The 16,225-nt window shown below is 66.5% G+C and carries 15 protein-coding genes; 10 read left to right on the plus strand and 5 right to left on the minus strand.

From position 1 onward, the window contains the following. Nucleotides 1–18: 18 nt before the first annotated feature. The gene (locus C6A82_RS26005; RefSeq protein WP_311101548.1) at nt 19–2,985 is read left to right on the plus strand and encodes a protein kinase domain-containing protein; all 2,967 of its coding nucleotides are present in this window, start codon (nt 19–21) and stop codon (nt 2,983–2,985) included. A gap of 59 nt (nt 2,986–3,044) precedes the next feature. Here the strand turns inward: C6A82_RS26005 and C6A82_RS26010 are convergent, their stop codons facing one another. Continuing rightward, complete coding sequence (locus C6A82_RS26010) at nt 3,045–3,662, minus strand: FHA domain-containing protein (protein WP_105347251.1); 618 nt, start codon at nt 3,660–3,662, stop codon at nt 3,045–3,047. Between the two features lie 118 nt (nt 3,663–3,780). Beyond that, nucleotides 3,781–4,755, minus strand: a complete 975-nt coding sequence (locus C6A82_RS26015) for a hypothetical protein (protein ID WP_311101549.1) — start codon at nt 4,753–4,755, stop codon at nt 3,781–3,783. Nucleotides 4,756–5,201: 446 nt separating this feature from the next. Here C6A82_RS26015 and C6A82_RS26020 point away from each other — a divergent pair, with 446 nt between their 5' ends. Next, nucleotides 5,202–5,519 carry a hypothetical protein gene (locus C6A82_RS26020; protein WP_105347247.1) on the plus strand — a complete coding sequence of 106 codons (318 nt, stop codon included), beginning with the start codon at nt 5,202–5,204 and terminating at the stop codon, nt 5,517–5,519. A 121-nt stretch (nt 5,520–5,640) separates the two neighbouring features. Here C6A82_RS26020 and C6A82_RS26025 read toward each other — a convergent pair whose 3' ends face one another. After that, on the minus strand, nt 5,641–5,955 hold the full coding sequence (locus C6A82_RS26025; RefSeq protein WP_105347256.1) for a hypothetical protein: 315 nt from the start codon (nt 5,953–5,955) through the stop codon (nt 5,641–5,643). A gap of 41 nt (nt 5,956–5,996) precedes the next feature. On the opposite strand from C6A82_RS26025, the gene C6A82_RS26030 reads away from it, so the two are divergent. Continuing rightward, nucleotides 5,997–6,641: an FMN-binding negative transcriptional regulator gene (locus C6A82_RS26030; RefSeq protein WP_105347245.1), complete on the plus strand. Its 645-nt coding sequence runs from the start codon at nt 5,997–5,999 to the stop codon at nt 6,639–6,641. Here the strand turns inward: C6A82_RS26030 and C6A82_RS26035 are convergent. Next, complete coding sequence (locus tag C6A82_RS26035; protein ID WP_105347243.1) at nt 6,575–7,120, minus strand: hypothetical protein; 546 nt, start codon at nt 7,118–7,120, stop codon at nt 6,575–6,577. The two genes, C6A82_RS26030 and C6A82_RS26035, sit on opposite strands and share 67 nt — an antisense overlap. Next, the gene (locus C6A82_RS26040) at nt 7,117–8,727 is read right to left on the minus strand and encodes an AMP-binding protein (RefSeq protein ID WP_105347241.1); all 1,611 of its coding nucleotides are present in this window, start codon (nt 8,725–8,727) and stop codon (nt 7,117–7,119) included. Before C6A82_RS26040 ends, C6A82_RS26035 begins: the two co-directional genes overlap by 4 nt. A gap of 106 nt (nt 8,728–8,833) precedes the next feature. On the opposite strand from C6A82_RS26040, the gene C6A82_RS26045 reads away from it, so the two are divergent. From C6A82_RS26045 to C6A82_RS26075, 7 genes are all read left to right on the plus strand, one after another. Beyond that, nucleotides 8,834–10,216 carry an acyl-CoA dehydrogenase family protein gene (locus C6A82_RS26045; protein ID WP_105347239.1) on the plus strand — a complete coding sequence of 461 codons (1,383 nt, stop codon included), beginning with the start codon at nt 8,834–8,836 and terminating at the stop codon, nt 10,214–10,216. 9 nt (nt 10,217–10,225) lie between these two features. Beyond that, nucleotides 10,226–11,050 carry a DUF427 domain-containing protein gene (locus C6A82_RS26050; RefSeq protein WP_105347237.1) on the plus strand — a complete coding sequence of 275 codons (825 nt, stop codon included), beginning with the start codon at nt 10,226–10,228 and terminating at the stop codon, nt 11,048–11,050. An 80-nt stretch (nt 11,051–11,130) separates the two neighbouring features. Then, the gene (locus C6A82_RS26055; RefSeq protein WP_105347235.1) at nt 11,131–12,309 is read left to right on the plus strand and encodes a zinc-dependent alcohol dehydrogenase; all 1,179 of its coding nucleotides are present in this window, start codon (nt 11,131–11,133) and stop codon (nt 12,307–12,309) included. 108 nt (nt 12,310–12,417) lie between these two features. After that, on the plus strand, nt 12,418–14,256 hold the full coding sequence (locus C6A82_RS26060; RefSeq protein WP_105347233.1) for a hypothetical protein: 1,839 nt from the start codon (nt 12,418–12,420) through the stop codon (nt 14,254–14,256). Beyond that, nucleotides 14,253–14,444 (plus strand): hypothetical protein, encoded by a 192-nt coding sequence (locus C6A82_RS26065; protein WP_105347231.1) that lies wholly within the window; start codon nt 14,253–14,255, stop codon nt 14,442–14,444. The genes C6A82_RS26060 and C6A82_RS26065 overlap by 4 nt, the downstream gene beginning before the upstream one ends. Further along, a complete protein-coding gene (locus C6A82_RS26070; protein ID WP_105347229.1) occupies nt 14,441–14,881 on the plus strand; it encodes a hypothetical protein in 441 nt (146 codons plus the stop codon). The genes C6A82_RS26065 and C6A82_RS26070 overlap by 4 nt, the downstream gene beginning before the upstream one ends. After that, entirely contained in the window at nt 14,878–16,209 is a 1,332-nt protein-coding gene (locus C6A82_RS26075; protein WP_105347228.1) for a hypothetical protein, read from the plus strand. The genes C6A82_RS26070 and C6A82_RS26075 overlap by 4 nt, the downstream gene beginning before the upstream one ends. Nucleotides 16,210–16,225 lie beyond the last annotated feature (16 nt).

A 16,225-nucleotide genomic window follows, 5' to 3' on the forward strand; every position in this document is an offset into this window, starting at 1 on the left:
CTCGGTACCGTTAGATACATGAGCGGGATCGCGGCTGAACTGGCCGCCGCGGGGTTCACCGACCCTGTCGAAGTCGGCAGGGGTGGCAGCGGTGTCGTCTACCGCTGCTATCAGGAGTCGCTCGGGCGAAGCGTCGCGATCAAGTTGCTCGCCTCCGATCTCGACGAAGCCGATCGCGAACGCTTCCTGCGCGAGGGCTATGCGATGGGCGCGCTGTCCGGCCACCCGAATATCGCGAACATCCTGCAGGTCGGCGTGACCGACAGTGGCCGCCCGTTCATCGTGATGCCCTACCACACAACAGGATCGCTCGCCGAGCGCGTGCGCCGAGAGGGCCGCATCGGGTGGCCCGAGGTGATGCGGATCGGAGTGAAGTTGTGCGGGGCCCTCGAGACCGCACATCGGACAGGCACGCTGCACCGCGACATCAAGCCCGCAAACGTGCTCGTGAACGACTACAACGAACCGCAGTTGAGTGACTTCGGCACCGCCCGAATCGCCGGTGGCTACAAGACGGTCACCGGTTACTTCACCGGCACCCTCTCCTACACTGCACCCGAGGTTCTCTCCGGGAAGCCGCCGACGGCCGCGGCGGATCTGTACTCGCTCGGCGCCACGCTCTACGCGCTGATCGCAGGCAGGGCCCCCCACGAACGCAAGGCCGACGAAGATCTGATCGCGCACTACCTGCGCATCACGTCCAGCCCTGTACCGGACCTGCGTCCCGGCGGCATCCCGGCCGATCTGTGTGCGGCGATCGAGAAGGCGATGTCGACCGAGCCGGCCGAAAGATTCGCATCGGCAGCGGAGTTCGGCAGGGAACTACAATTCATTCAGCGGCACAACGGGTTGACGCCGGACACGATGGCGCTCAGCGAACCCGGTGATCGTCCTGAGCAGACCGGCGGCACCCAGTCACTGCCGCTGGACACCTCCGGCACGAGCGGCTTGCCCGAGGAGGTCTCCATCCCGTCCGGCGCACTGACCGGTTCGCTGCCGCCGCCGGAGCCGAACATGTTCATGCACACCGCGTCGGTGAGTCAGTCGAGCCTGAAGTGGCCCGTTCCGCCCGGCGATCCTCGGACGACGATCGTGAAGACGGAGAAGAAGGATCGCAAAAAGCTCCTGATCGCCTCGGCGGCCGTGGCGGCGGTGCTGCTGCTGGTGATCGCGGGTGTCTTCATCGTCACGTCGCGCGACAACGGTTCGACCCAGACCGCGTCGACCCAGCCGACCACCGAGGCGCCGCCGAGTTGGGAACCGATCGCCGATGCGCGCGTAGCCCGCGATGCGGTGGCGGCGACCCAGGCCGACGGCACCATCTGGGTCTTCGGCGGGATGGAGGCCGACAACAGGGTCACCGGTCAGCACGAAGGCTACGACCCCGCCATCGACAGCTGGAAGAGCGGCGAGGACCTGCCCGTCCCTGTCCAGCACGCGATGGCGGTGACCTGGCAGGACACTCCCGTGGTGCTTGGCGGCTGGCGAACCGAGGGCGCCAACGCGAAGGTCGCCACGGACAAGGTGTGGCGGGTCGTCAACAGCCGGTGGACGGAGCTGCCACCCCTGCTGGAACCCAGGGCGGCAGCGGCCGCCGCTGTGGTGGGCGACCGCATCGTCGTCACCGGCGGTGTCAACGCGACGGGGGACTTGTTGAACTCGACCGAGGTCTTCGACGGCGGCTCGTGGAAAGCCGTTGCGCCGATGCCCACTCCGCGCCAGATGCTCGGCGCGGCGTCGGACGGCAAGGTCGTCTACGCGCTAGGCGGCAGCACGGGCACCACCGATCTTGCCACCGTCGAGTCGTATGACCCGGTTGCCGACAGGTGGACGAGCCTGCCCGAACTGCCAGGGCGACGTAGTGACTTCGGCGTGGCGAGTGCTGACGGCCGCGTGGTGCTGGTCGGCGGCGTGTCACAGGGCCAGGTGCTCAACAGTGTGGTCGCGCTCGACCTCGCCAGCCAATCGTGGAATGGCCTGCCCGATATGAGAACTCCCCGCCATGGCCTGGCGGTGGCAGGTGTCGGGAAGACCATCTATGCGATAGGGGGCGCGAACGGCGTCGGCGATTTGGAGATCACAGCGTCGGCCGAATCGATGAAGCTGGCACCACGCAAGCCTCAGCCGGCGCCCGAGTGGCGGATGCTCCCGGATGCGCCGAACGAGCGGCTGATGATGTCGTGGGCCGTACTCGGCGACGAAATCTGGGTCGCGGGCGGTATGCGCCACGGCGAGATGTTGCCGGTGGTGCAGAGCTTCAACACGAAAACCGGGGCGTGGCAGGAACGCCCACCGCTGCCGCTGCCGCTGCATCACGCGACGGCGACGGCGTACCGCGGCGAGATGGTGATCATCGGGGGCGCAAGCGACAACCTCTCGGACGCGTCGAACAAGGTGTTCGCGTTCCGCAACGGCACGTGGGAGGAACTCCCACCGCTCCAACACGCCCGTGCGGCGTTTGGGGCCGCGGTCGTCGGCGACAAGCTTGTCGTCGTCGGCGGGCAGGACGACAAGCAGCTCGTCAAGCCGACAGAGGTGTTCGACGGCGAATCATGGACGCAAGCCGCCGATATGCCGACTGCCCGCGAGCATTTGGCCGCGGTGTCGGACGGCGTCTACGTCTACGCGATCGGCGGGCGCAATCTGTCGTCGGACGAGAACTCGGCGGCGTTCGAACGGTTCAACCCGGCATCGGGAACGTGGGACAAGCTGACGAACATGCCGACTCCGCGGGGAAGCTACGGCGCCGCGTTCCTCGACGGCCGGATCGTCGCGGTCGGCGGCGAGGAACCGACCCGCGTGCTCGCGACCGTCGAGCTGTACGACATCTCCAGCGGCAAGTGGACGACGGTGGCGCCGATCAACACGCCGGTGCACGGCCAGGTGGTCGCCGCGGTCGGCTCGACGCTGTACTGCATCGGTGGCGCCGACCGACCCACGCACGAGGGTGCGGTCGCGACCGTGGAGGCGCTCGACTTCACCTGACCGCCGCGCGACGATCAAGCGGCGAGGCACGAGCCGCGTTGAGGAGCTCGGCAATCCCGCTAACTGCCGCCGTCTCGCAGCTGGGCGATGGTCACCGCCCCGCGGCGGAGTGCCTCGTTGGCCAGCCGGACCCGGCGGTCTCCCTCGGTGGGGATGGCGAACTTGTCGTACATGTTCTGGAGGTGCTGCTTGACGGCCGCCTCGGTGACGTACAGCTCGCCCGCCATCTTGCGCACGGACGCGGGTTCGGGGAATGGATCGTCGGAGACCAGGGGCCGACACAGGACGACGAGCACGTCGACTTCGCGCCGGGTCAGGCGCGGCGGCAGTTCGTTGGGCTTGGCCGCCTTCGTCTCTTCGTCGCGCGGGCGGTCACCCGCTTCGCGGACCTCCCAGAACAGCAGCTTGGTCTTGCCGACACGAACCTCGTCCCCTGAGCGCAGAACGCGCTCGGCGGTGATCTTGTCACCGTTGAGGTATGTGCCGTTGCGGCTGCCGAGATCTCGTATCGACCAAGCGAACCCGAGGTTCTCCAGCACGGCGTGCAGCCTGGAGACCGTCTCGTCGTGGTCGAGGGACACATCGTTGGTCGCGGCCTTGCCGAGGGTCAGTCGCTGGCCGCTCAGCGGCACCAGCTCCCGTCCCGACGGCTTCGAGACTTCGAGGTGGGAAGACATGTAGACCTCCTGTTGAGGCAATTTTGACACCAGAGCCGTTACATCGACTAGGAACGCGGCTGCGGGCCGCCGAAGAAGTTCCCGACGACCCGCAGCCTGTCCCACTGCAAATCTGTGGTTACCGGCGCTTCAGCACATAGTGCAGCAGCGGCCGCCACGGCCAGTCGCGGTGCGCGCCCCCACGGGGCATCTTCAGGAAGGCCAGGCCCACGAACAAGCCGAATATCAGGTGCCCGACCAGGGTGATGACGATCGTGGCCCAGTTCAATTGGAACATCATCTCCTCGCCGCGCGGAGCGATGGCGACCGTCGCGATCAGCCCGGTCCACGTCGGGAAGACCGCGAAGGCGACGGAGGCGGCCACGGCCGAGACATCCGACCAGCGGTCGATGCCCAGCGCGAACGCGATGACGAAGAACGCGACTCCGAGCCCGCCGGCATCACCGATGTAGCGCCAGATGTAGCCGACCGCGGCGCTGCCCGTGGTGCCGGGCTCGCCTGTGACGAACGACCCCATCACCATGATGAAGTCGCCCATCAGACCGAGTACGTGCACAGCGAACAGGCGAGCGCCGTCGTAGACGATGCACGCCACCATTCCGGCGATCAGCCCCCGTCCGACGATGATGTCGATGCGGTGTGGCGCGAACACCATGAAGGTCACCAACAGCGCGATCAGCGCGATCAGGACGATGGACGTGGTGCCCTGCGAGACCAGGCCGAACACCTCCACCGGAATGGCCAGAATCGGCATGGCCGCGATCAGCAGCACAAGCAGGACGCGGGCGACGGCCCACTTGCCGGGTCGGGTCGCGACCGTGCGGGGAATACGGTCGCCGATTGCGCTCGGCAGCGGCTTCGCCACGGCGTCGATGACGCGGTGACGCACCGTCTTGGAGTCGTCGAAGGCGCTGATGGCCTGCGGCACGGGCTTCGCGGTCCGAGCGGGCTGAACCGGTCGAGCGGAGGGGGTGCGCTGAGCCGAGTGGGTCGGCTTGACAGATTGGGCCGACCGGTCCGGTTGGACGGGCGCATCGACGGGACGCACCCGCGTGGTCATGGCATCCATGACGCCGTCCGGCTGCGCTTTCAACGACGCCCCTATCGTGCGTATTCGGATTGTGTGATCTGTGATCATGAGGAAGTTCCTGTGGTCGATCGGTGTGCAGAGGGGACAACATTCATAGTCGTGATCAGGGAGAACACGCGTAATCGCCGCGAAGCCAGATTTCCGCCCACGCGGAGGTAGATTTTCCTGTCCGCCAGGCAAGTACCTCGGGCCGAAGGCCGAATAGTACGCCCACGCGTCGCGGCATTTGGCTTCAGTGCACGGTCTTCGGCTTCGGCGGTTGTCATCTCTCGGGCGCTCCTTCACGTGGGTGGTCAACGCTCACAGAGTCGCCCCGCCGTATGGAAGAAGAGTTGACTGATTGTTAAATGCCCTGCTCAGAAGCGGTTTCGTTCGCAGGGGCGGCCGCGAGCAGAGCTGGAGAATCCGCGATCCCTGACGTGTCGGTGGGACGAACTAACGTTCGAGGCATGAATTCGAAGCAGGACATCGTCGCAGCCCTGGACTCAGTCGACGCCGCACATCGGAGGCTGCTCGCCCTCCCTCTGCAATCGCTGACCCGATCGGAGCGGATCGAACTGCTGAAGAAGATCGACGAGCTCGGCAAGAAACTCGTCGCCTTCGATCGCAGGCTGATCGGCCGGCTCATCACCGAGGGGGCGCCCGCCCAGTTCGGCGGAGCCTCGTGGCCCGAGGTGTTGTCGCGACGGCTGAGAATCTCGCAGGCCGAAGCCGAGCGGCGGGTCGCCGCGGCGGTGTACTCGCACGCGGACCGGCCCTCGGCGTAGCGCGACGAGTTCGGTGGCGGCTTCAAGCGCATCGTGGCGATGGCTGCGGATTTCCAGGCGCTGACAGCTGAGCTGCTGGACGGATCAGCCGGCGAGCGCGCCGACTGTTGACCGCAGTCGGTCAACCACGTTCCGGTTTGCGCTTCAGCATCCAGGCCGGAATCCAGTGCGTCACCGATCTTCGCTTCGGGCCGTAGGCGATGGGGTAGGTGACGAGGCCCCACCAATGGCCCTGCTCGCAGATACCCCAACACGTCAGCCGACCTTCGACGACCGAGTGCATCTGCAGCCCGGACGGGTTGTAGCCGCCGCGGCTGTGCGGTTCGCGTGGGAAGAGGGCAGCCAGATCCACGATGACAGCCATCGGCGGCTCGACCGGCCGAAAGGCTTGTTGCACGGGTTGACCGTTGTATCCGATGGACTGCAGATCGGCCACGGATTCGATCATACGTTCGAGCGCGCTACCCTGGACTGCGGATGTACATACCTCGTAAGTTCGCCCTGACCGACGAGCAGACCGCCGCGGCGCTCGCGGCGGCGGAGTTCGCGCAACTGGTCAGCCACGGCCCGTCGGGCCTGCTCGTCACCCCGCTTCCGCTCATGTACGACGAGTCGGCTCGCTCGCTCGTCGGCCATGTCTCCAGGGCCAATCCGCACTGGCACGCCGACGGCGCCGAATCGGTGGCGATCTTCGCCGGACCGCACACCTACATTTCGCCCACCTTTTACGAGACGAAGGCCGAGACCGGCAAGGTCGTACCGACGTGGAACTACGAGATCCTCAACGTTTACGGCCGCCTTGTCGTCCATGACGATCCCGACTGGCTGCTCGACCTGGTCACCAAGCTGACCGAGCGCCACGAGGCCCGCCGATCCGAGCCGTGGCAGGTCAGCGATGCGCCTGCCGACTTCACGCAGTCGCAGCTGCGTGGCATCGTCGGCGTCGAACTCGCAATCGCCACGGTGGAGGGCAAGGCGAAGATGTCGCAGAACCAGCCCGACCGCAACAGGGCCGGCGTGATCGCCGGATTGCGCGCGTCGGACAACGCGCAGGATCAGGTCGTCGCCGACCGGGTGGCCGCCTTCGACGACGGCAGCACGAACCCGAACGGCCGCCGGTAGCCCAGCCCCGTCAGCCTCGAGTGCCTCAGCGCATCGACGTTCGCGGGCCGCACGTCCCCCGACGACGGCTCATAGCACCGCAGTGTTTCGCCGTTGACGCCGACGATCAGCACCCAGTGCCTCGGAATGAACCGGCCGACAAGCATCGCGACGGGCCAGCCGTCGGCGACGAACGACAGGACATCGGCCAGTCCGTCACGCCGGCCGCGGAACAACCGCCACCGGTAGTTCACGCCCCGCACGTCGGCGCGGGTGGTGACCGCACGGGCGATCCCGATCGGCGTGGTGCCGAGCATGCGCGGCCAGACGCGGTTCACCTCGGCGTGGATTCGCAGTTGCTCGTCGTCGAACCAGTCGTGCGCAGAATCCGTCAGCGCCGCACGGTAGGCCGGATCCAACAGCGCGCCCGCCACCACCGCGACGCTCGGACCGCATGCGGTCGAGTCGTGCTGGCGCAGTCGCAGACCTTCGAGCTTCATGAGTCCCCGAGCAGCGCCTCACCGCGCTCGCGCAGCTCTACTTTCCTGACCTTGCCGGTGACGGTCATCGGATAGTCGTCGATCACCTGCACGTATCGTGGAATCTTGTTGTGCGCCATACGATCCGCGCAGAAGGCTCGCAGACTCTCCGGCGTCGGCGGCTCCGCGCCTTCCCGCAGCCGGACCCAGGCCATCAGCTCTTCGCCGTACTTCTCGTCCGGTACACCGACCACCTGCGCGTCGACGATGTCGGGATGGCCGTAGAGGAACTCCTCGATCTCCCGCGGATAGATGTTCTCGCCGCCGCGGATCACCATGTCCTTGATCCGGCCGGTGATCGCGAGATAGCCGTCGGCGTCCATCACCCCGATGTCGCCGGTATGCATCCACCCGTCGCCGTCGACGGCTTCGGCGGTTTTCTCGGGGTCCTTCCAGTAACCGGCCATCACGCAGTAGCCGCGCGTGCACAGTTCACCCGGCATCCCGCGTTCCACCTGTGCACCGGTCTCGAGATCGACCACCTGAATCTCGGTGTGCGGGACCACCCGGCCCACCGTCGTCACCCGGCGGGTCAGGCTGTCGGTCGGTCGCGTCTGAATCGACATCGGCGAGGTTTCGGTCATCCCGTACATGATCGTCACTTCGCTCATGTGCATGCGATCCATCACGTTGCGCATCACCTGCTCGGGACACGTCGACCCGGCCATGATCCCTGTGCGCAGACTGCTCAGGTCGAAGCTGTCGAAGTTCGGCAGCTCCAGCTCGGCGATGAACATCGTCGGAACCCCGTACAGAGACGTGCACTGCTCGGCCGCAACGGCTTTCAACGTCGCTTCCGGCTCGAAACCCGGTGCCGGGATCACCATCGCCGCGCCGTGTGTCGTACAGGCCAGGTTGCCGAGAACCATACCGAAGCAGTGGTAGAACGGCACGGGTATGCACACCCTGTCGTTCTCGGTGTAGTCCAACCCCTCGCCGGCGAGGTAGCCGTTGTTGAGGATATTGGTGTGAGTCAGCGTGGCGCCCTTGGGAAATCCGGTCGTGCCCGACGTGTACTGGATGTTGATCGGGTCGACCGGCCTCAGCCCGTCCTGCACCCGAGCCAGTACGTCAGCGTCGACTGCGGTGTCGGCGATCTGCTGCCACGGCTCCCAGCCGATGACGATGACGTCGCTCAACGCGGGGCATCGACCACGCACGTTCTCGAGCATCGACACGTAGTCGGAGCTCTTGAACTCCTGCGCGGCGAACACCGTGCACATCGACGACTGGTTGAGCACGTACTCCAGTTCGTCGCTGCGGTACGCGGGGTTGATGTTGACCAGGATCGCACCGACCTGCGCGCTGGCGTACTGGATCATCGTCCACTCGGCGCAGTTCGGTGCCCAGATCCCGATGCGGTCACCGCGTTTGGTGCCGCGTTCGATCAGCGCCGACGCGATCCGACGGGTCGCCTCGAAGAACGCGGCGTAGGTCCACCGTCGCCCTGTCGCGCATTCGACGAGTGCCTCGCGGTCCGGGAACGACGCGACGGTGGCGGCGAGATTGTCGCCGATCGTCTGCTCGAGCAGCGGAGGGGTGGTGACGCCAGCGTCGTAGGACAGCATGGCCGGCCTCCTGCCGTGGGTTCTGAGCCGTCGCGGGGTACCGTCACCGTAAATCGGATGAGGAGGGCAGGGGTGGGGAAATGTCGATCCTGGTCAGGATGTATTCATGAGTTTTGACCTGACGCCGACCGCGGCGCAGCACGACCTTGCGCGACGCGCGCACGAATTCGCCGAAACCGTCGTCCGGCCGGTGGCCGCCGACTACGACGCCCGTCAGGAGTTCCCGTGGCCGGTATTGGAGGAAGCGGCTGCCCGAGGTTTCTATAGCCCGCTCTTCTATCGCGACCTCATCGGTGACCCGACCGGGTTGTCCCTGCCGATGTTCATGGAGGAGCTGTTCTGGGGGTGCGCGGGTATCGGGCTGGCCGTCGTGATGCCTGCGCTGGCGCTGTCCGCGATCGGCCAGGCGGCCTCCCCCGAACAGATGCTGGAGTGGGCGCCGGAGTGTTTCGGCTCCCCCGGCGACCTTAAGCTGGCCGCGCTCGCGATCTCCGAACCGGAGGGTGGCAGCGACGTGCGCAACCTGCGGACGCGGGCCAAACGCGACGGTGACGACTGGATCATCGACGGCCACAAGATGTGGATCGGCAACGGCGGCATCGCCAACGTGCATGTGGTCAATGCCGTGGTCGACGAGGAGCTCGGCCATCGCGGGCAGGCGATGTTCATCGTGCCCGGCGGCACTCCCGGCCTCGAGATGGTGCGCAAGCTCGACAAGCTCGGCTGCCGCGCATCCCACACCGCGGAGTTGAAGTTCAACGCGGTTCGGGTGCCCGGCGCCAACCTGCTCGGCGGTCAGGAAAAGCTCGAGCACAAGCTGGCCCGCGCACGTGAGGCCGTCGAGGGCGGCAAGCACTCCGGGTCCGCCACCCTCGGCACCTTCGAGCAGACGCGGCCGATGGTCGCCGCGCAGGCTCTCGGCATCGCAAGGGCCGCTCTGGAATACGCGACCGAGTACGCCAATCGTCGCGAGGCGTTCGGCGCCCCGATCATCGACAACCAGGGCGTGGCGTTCCCGCTCGCCGACCTGGCCACCGGGATCGACGCCGCGCGGCTGTTGACGTGGCGGGCGTCATGGATGGCCGCAAGCGGCGTGCCGATGGAGCGCGGCGAAGGCTCGATGTCGAAGCTCGCCGCGAGCGAGATCGCGGTCAAGGCCACCGAGCGCGCGATCCAGACGATGGGCGGCTGGGGCTACATCAAGGACCATCCGGTGGAGAAGTGGTACCGGGACGCCAAGCTGTACACCATCTTCGAAGGCACCAGCGAGATCCAGCGCGTCGTCATCTCCAACGCGCTCGGCGCCGCCGACGGCAAGCCGCCGCTGCACTTCGACCTCGAACCGTCCGGTGGACCGCTGAACCGGATGTTCGGCCGCGGCACCCCGATGCGCACGCAGGTGGCCAACGCGGCCCTCGGGGCCAAGGACTCCATTCCCGCGCCGGTCATGAATCTCGCGATGAAGGTGCTCAAGCCGCCCAAGAAGTAACGTGGCGACATGGGCGTCAGAATGATGGAACTGCTCACCGGCCGGCTCGATGCGCTGCGCTACGAGCCCACTGCAAAACGGGTTCGGGTGTTCCTCGGAGGCGAGCCGGTGGCCGACACCACGGACGCGCGGCTGGTGTGGGAGCCCCGCCGCATCGTCCCCGCATACGCCGTCCCCGCTGCCTCCCTGACCGCGCAACTGCTGCCCGCAGGCGCCGAATCCGGTGACGACGAATTGGGCTTCCGGCTGCCCGACGTAAGTGACCGCCCGCTGCTTGATCCGTCGGTGCCGTTCCCTGTACACAGTTGTCCCGGAACGGTTTTCGACGTCATCGCCGGTGACGAGACGGCGGGGCGAGCGGCGTTCCGGCCCGACGACGCCGACCTCGCCGACCACGTCGTCCTCGAATTCGACGCCTTCAACTGGCGTGAGGAGGACGAACCGATCGTCAGCCACCCGCACGACCCGTTCGGCCGAATCGACGTGCTCCGCAGCAGTCGACACGTCCGCATCGAGCACGACGGCACGCTGCTCGCCGAATGCTCGCGACCCGTGCTGTTGTTCGAGACGCTGCTTCCCGTCCGCTTCTATCTGCCGCGCGACGACGTCGCCGTTGAACTGGAGCGAAGCGACACCGTCAGCTACTGCGCATACAAAGGGCGGGCGTCGTATCTCTCGGCGCCCAGCGGCCCAAGAGATATCGCATGGACATATCCCGATCCGTTGCACGACGCCGAGCAGGTGCGCGATCTGATCTGCTTTTTCGACGAACGGGTCGACGTGATCGTCGACGGTGAGCGGCGCGCGCGACCCGTGACGCCCTGGACCGACTGAACCGGAAATCCGACGCGATCGCAGGTTTTGCGGCCTCCCCAGCGGGCATCACGACAGTAAGCCCGAATGAGGAGGTATTGATGCGTGCCGTCACTTGGCAGGGCAAGCGGAATGTCACCGTCGAGACGGTGCCCGACCCGATCATCAAAGAGCCAACCGACGCGATCATCAAGGTCACCAGCACCAACATCTGTGGCTCCGACCTTCACCTCTACGAGGTCCTCGGCGCGTTCATGACGCCCGGTGACGTTCTCGGTCACGAGGCGATGGGCGTGGTGGAGGCAGTCGGCAGGGAGACCGGCGATCTCAAGGTCGGCGACCGCGTCGTCGTCCCGTTCAACATCTCCTGCGGGCACTGCTTCATGTGTGGCAACGGTCTGCAAAGCCAGTGCGAGACAACGCAGAACCGGGACCAGGGCACCGGCGCTGCGCTGTTCGGCTACTCCAAGCTGTACGGCGAGGTGCCGGGCGGCCAGGCGGAGTACCTCCGCATTCCGCAGGCCCAGTACACGCACATCAAGGTGCCGCAGGACGGACCCGACGAGCGGTATGTCTATCTGTCGGACGTGCTGCCCACCGCATGGCAGGCCGTCGAGTACGCCAACGTTCCCAAGGACGGCACCCTGGTGATTCTCGGGCTTGGGCCGATCGGTTCGATGGCCTGCAGGGTGGCCCACCATCGCGCAGACTGCCGCGTCATCGGCGTCGACATCGTCCCCGAACGTCTGCAACGCGCGCGGGAGATGTGTAGCGACGTCATCGACATGAACCTCGATGACCCCGTCGCCGTCGTGCGGGACTCCACCGGGGGCCGTGGTGCGGACTCCGTGATCGACGCGGTCGGCATGGAGGCGCACGGCTCGCCGATCGCCACCGCCGCACAGACCGCTGCGGGCTTCCTGCCCTCGCCGGTGGGCCGGGCGGTGATGAAGAACGCGGGCGTCGACCGACTGGCCGCGTTCAACACCGCGATCGAGATGGTGCGCCGCGGCGGCACCGTCTCCCTGTCGGGTGTCTACGGCGGCGCCACCGACCCGATCAACATGATGACGCTGTTCGACAAGCAGATAACCCTGCGGATGGGACAGGCGAACGTCAAGCGGTGGGTGCCCGACATCCTGCCCTTGCTGACCGACGACGATCCGCTCGGCACCGAGTCGTTCGCGACGCACCGGTTGCCTCTCAACGCGGCGCCGGATGCGTACGAGAAGTTCCAGAAGAAGCAAGACGGGATGGTCAAGGTCGTGCTGACGCCCTGACCCAGGGTCGTTGGCTGAAATTACCGGTACCCCTGGTTTCGGCTAAGGGTGATCTGGCAACATTACCGGCGGGTAAGAACATCCTTCGAGACTCAGCAGGTGGGGAACATGACGGGTTCGACGGAGATCTCAATCCTTGCTGCGGCGGGCAGCGAAGGGGGCGGCGCCGAAATCGGCCAGGTGATCGGCATGACCGTGGTCGCGCTGATCATCGGGGCGCTGCTGTGCTGGCTTGGCTATCTGCACCGAACCCGCAAGATCACGTGGGTCAACAGCGTCGCCGAATACGCGGGCCGCAAGTTCAAGCGGCCGCCGTGGGTCGCGGTGCCGATGGCGTTGTTCATCGCGACGCTGATCTGCGCGCTGTTCGGTTTCATCTGGGACGTCAGCCTGCACATCGGCAAGGGCCGCGACCCGGGACCGCTGGCCAACCCGGCGCACTACTTCATCCTGGTCGGCCTGTTCCTGCTGTTCGTCGCGGGCTGCGCGGCGATCATCCTGCCGTATGAGAAGCCCGGTCCATTCGCGGTGCGGATCACCAAGGACTGGTACGCCCCGGTCGGTGGGTTCCTGATGGCCGGCTGCGGCCTCTACGCGCTGACCGGATTCCCGCTCGACGACGTCTGGCACCGCATCTTCGGCCAGGACGTCACGCTGTGGGGGCCGACGCACCTGATGATGATCGGCGGCGCCGGCTTCTCGACCATCTCTGCGCTGCTCCTCGAGTACGAAGGCGATCGGGCGATGGGCGCCGACAAGCCGGCGGACGGCTTTTTCCTGCGGTGCATCAGGTATCTCGGGTTCGGCGGCATCATCATCGGCCTCTCGGTGTTCCAGATCGAGTTTGACTTCGGTGTCCCCCAGTTCCGCCAGGTGTTCGAACCGATGCTGATCGCGGCGGCGGGGGCGTTCGGTCTCGTCGCGGCCCGGATGATGCTCGGTCGCGGTGCCGCGATCATCGCGGCGCTGATGGCGATCGGCCTGCGCGGCCTCGTCTCGCTCACTGTCGGGCCGATCCTCGGCGCGCCGATCAACTGGTTCGCCCTCTACCTCGGCGCGGCCGTCGTCGTCGAACTCGTGGCGTTCACGCCGCTTTTCAGACGACCGATCCTCTTCGGCGCTGTCAGCGGCCTTCTTGTCAGCACCGTCGGGTTGTGGCTGGAGTCGTTCTGGATCGACGCCGTCTATCCCTATCCGTGGCCCACCAGCATGTGGCCGGAAGCGCTCATGATGGCGGTGCCGGTCGCCATCCTGACCGGCGTGTGCGGCGCGATGCTCGGCATGGTTCTCACTGACCAACGGCTACCCGGCCGCGCCATCGGCATCGGGCTGGTCGCGCTGACGGTCGTCGTCATCGGCGGGGCGACCGCCAACGGCCTGCGCTATGAGGTGCCGCAGAACACCACCGCCACGATGACCTTGACCGAGGCACCGGGCTCGCCCGACAGACGCATGGTCACCGCCGACGTGCGAATCAACCCGCCCGATCGGCTCAGCGAGGATCCGAACTGGGTGTCGGTCCTCGGCTGGCAGGGCGGGTTGGCCAACAATCGCGGCATTTTCATCGACCACCTCGAGGAGGTCGGTCCTGGCCACTATCGCTCCACCCAACCGATGCCCGTCTACGGGGAGTGGAAGACGCTGCTGCGGGTGCATGACGGTGAAACCTTCACCGCCGCGCCGATCTATTTGGCCGCCGACCCGGGGATCAACGTGCCGGAGGTGCCCGCGCAGGCGTCGATGACCCGGCCGTTCGTTTCCGAGATCACCATCCTGCAGCGGGAGCGCAACCCGGAGACCCCGATGTCGATGTGGTTCATCGGCTGCCTCGTGGTGCTCGTCTGCACGCTGATCATGATCGGCGGACTCACGTGGGGAGCGGGCCGCATCAACCGGGCCCAGCCCACCGATGCGAAGACGGAGTTGCAGCCGTCGGCTCAGGCATGAACGACGCGGCGGTCGGCCCGGACATCTCGATACTGGCCGACCACTCGCTGCTCCTTGCGATTCCGGCCTTCGTGCCCGCGTTCATCGTGGCGGGCGTCGTCGTCTACATCGCGATGAAGGACCGGCGAAACAGAGACGGGTCTCACAGTGAACCGCAAGGGTCGACGGGCCAAGATGAAACACGGTGACTTCAACGCGTAGCGAAAGACGACTTCTTGCACTGTTCGGCGCCGGCGCTCTGCTGCTGGCCGGTTGCGGCGGTGGCGGCGACTCCGAGAACGCGCAGAGCGCGTCGTCATCACCGTCTGCCACGACGGTCAATCCGTCGGACATGCAGGACGAGCAGGCCCCACCGGATCGCCTGCTGATCGACGTCACGATCAAGGACGGCGAGGTCAATCCGACCAACGCCGCGCTCGAGGCGAAGACGAAGGAGCAGATCGTCGTGAAGGTCAACAGCGATGTGGCCGACGAACTGCACGTGCACTCGACGCCCGACCACACCTTCAAGATCGAGGCAAAGCCGGCTCAGCGGTTCCAGTTCTCGGTCGACGTGCCCGGGAAGGTGGACATCGAGCTGCACGACTTGAACAAGACGATAGCCACCGTTCAAGTTCAGCCGTGACAGACGGACCCGTCCCAGTACTCGCCCATGGTCTCGGCGGGTCGTCTGATCTCCCGATTCCGTACACCTACGCGTTGATCGGCGCCGCATGGGCGCTGACGTTCACCTTCGCGGTGGTCGCCTTCGCATGGCGGCAGCCACGGTTCGACCCGGACAAGCCCGGCCGCGAACTGCCGCAGTGGGTGACAACGTTCGTCGATTCACCGGTGACGCGCTGGGCGCTCGCCGCAGCCGGGCTGCTGTTCGCCGCGTGGGTGGCGATGGCGGCCTTCTTCGGCGGAGCCGACGGCAACCCGGTGCCCGGCGTGTTCTACGTGTTGATGTGGATCGGCCTGGTGGCGGTGTCGCTGGCGATCGGGCCGATCTGGAAGGCGGTCTCGCCTGCGCGCGGTCTGTACCGGTTACTCCGGCTGGGCCGGCTGCCTGCCGGCGGCGGCTATCCCAGCCGACTCGGCTACTGGCCCGCGGTCTTCGGACTCTTCGCCTTCGTCTGGCTTGAACTGGCCAGCCCGGACCCAGGGTCGCTTGGCGCGATCAGGCTCTGGCTGCTGTGCTATCTGGTGATCACGGTGACCGGCGCAATCGTGTGCGGCGACAAGTGGTTCGGGCGCGCCGACCCGTTCGAGGCGTACAGCGTCGTGGCATCGCGCTTCTCACCGCTGCGTCGTAGCCCGGGCAGCGGTCGCATCGAGATCGGCAACCCGTTCAACCACCTTCCCACGCTGCCGGTCCGGCCGGGCACGGTGACCATGCTCGCGGTGTTGTTGGGTTCCACCGCGTTCGACAGCTTCTCGGCGATGCCGGTCTGGCGCAACTTCGTCGACCGGCAAACCGACTCCGCCGCAACTGCAACGCTGATGAAGACCGCAGGCCTGCTGGTGTTCGTCGCCGTGGTCGTCGTGACGTTCTGGGCCGCGGCCCGCGCCACCGGCGGCGTCGACGCAGCCACCCGGCGGCAGCTACCTGGTTTGATGGCGCACTCGCTGGTGCCGATCGTGCTCGGCTACATGTTCGCCCATTACCTCTCCTACCTCATCGAACGGGGCCAGCAGGCGATCATCGACCTCGCCGACCCGCTCGGTCGCGGGTGGAACCTGCTCGGTATCGGCAACGCGGAGGTGAACTACGTTCTCTCGCTTCATCCTTCGGTGCTGGCCACCATCAAGGTGTGCTGCGTCGTCGGCGGTCACGTCGCAGGCGTGGTGGCCGCACATGACCGTGCCCTGCGGTTGCTGCCCGCCGGTTACCGGCTGACGGGGCAGCTCGCGATGATGCTGGTGATGGTCGGCTACACCTTCACCGGGCTCTATCTGCTTTTCGGCGGATGACGGAGCTCTCGACGGA

Source organism: Mycobacterium sp. ITM-2016-00318, assembly GCF_002968285.2.
Taxonomy (GTDB): Bacteria; Actinomycetota; Actinomycetes; order Mycobacteriales; family Mycobacteriaceae; genus Mycobacterium.

What these genes read in the sequence shown, in the direction of transcription:
- C6A82_RS26035 (WP_105347243.1), bottom strand. Translation starts at nt 7,120, where the DNA reads ATGAAGCTCGAAGGTCTGCGACTGCGCCAGCACGACTCGACCGCATGC.
- C6A82_RS26030 (WP_105347245.1), top strand. Translation starts at nt 5,997, where the DNA reads ATGTACATACCTCGTAAGTTCGCCCTGACCGACGAGCAGACCGCCGCG.
- C6A82_RS26020 (WP_105347247.1), top strand. Translation starts at nt 5,202, where the DNA reads ATGAATTCGAAGCAGGACATCGTCGCAGCCCTGGACTCAGTCGACGCC.
- C6A82_RS26005 (WP_311101548.1), top strand. Translation starts at nt 19, where the DNA reads ATGAGCGGGATCGCGGCTGAACTGGCCGCCGCGGGGTTCACCGACCCT.
- C6A82_RS26050 (WP_105347237.1), top strand. Translation starts at nt 10,226, where the DNA reads ATGGGCGTCAGAATGATGGAACTGCTCACCGGCCGGCTCGATGCGCTG.
- C6A82_RS26040 (WP_105347241.1), bottom strand. Translation starts at nt 8,727, where the DNA reads ATGCTGTCCTACGACGCTGGCGTCACCACCCCTCCGCTGCTCGAGCAG.
- C6A82_RS26060 (WP_105347233.1), top strand. Translation starts at nt 12,418, where the DNA reads ATGACGGGTTCGACGGAGATCTCAATCCTTGCTGCGGCGGGCAGCGAA.
- C6A82_RS26010 (WP_105347251.1), bottom strand. Translation starts at nt 3,662, where the DNA reads ATGTCTTCCCACCTCGAAGTCTCGAAGCCGTCGGGACGGGAGCTGGTG.
- C6A82_RS26045 (WP_105347239.1), top strand. Translation starts at nt 8,834, where the DNA reads ATGAGTTTTGACCTGACGCCGACCGCGGCGCAGCACGACCTTGCGCGA.
- C6A82_RS26065 (WP_105347231.1), top strand. Translation starts at nt 14,253, where the DNA reads ATGAACGACGCGGCGGTCGGCCCGGACATCTCGATACTGGCCGACCAC.
- C6A82_RS26055 (WP_105347235.1), top strand. Translation starts at nt 11,131, where the DNA reads ATGCGTGCCGTCACTTGGCAGGGCAAGCGGAATGTCACCGTCGAGACG.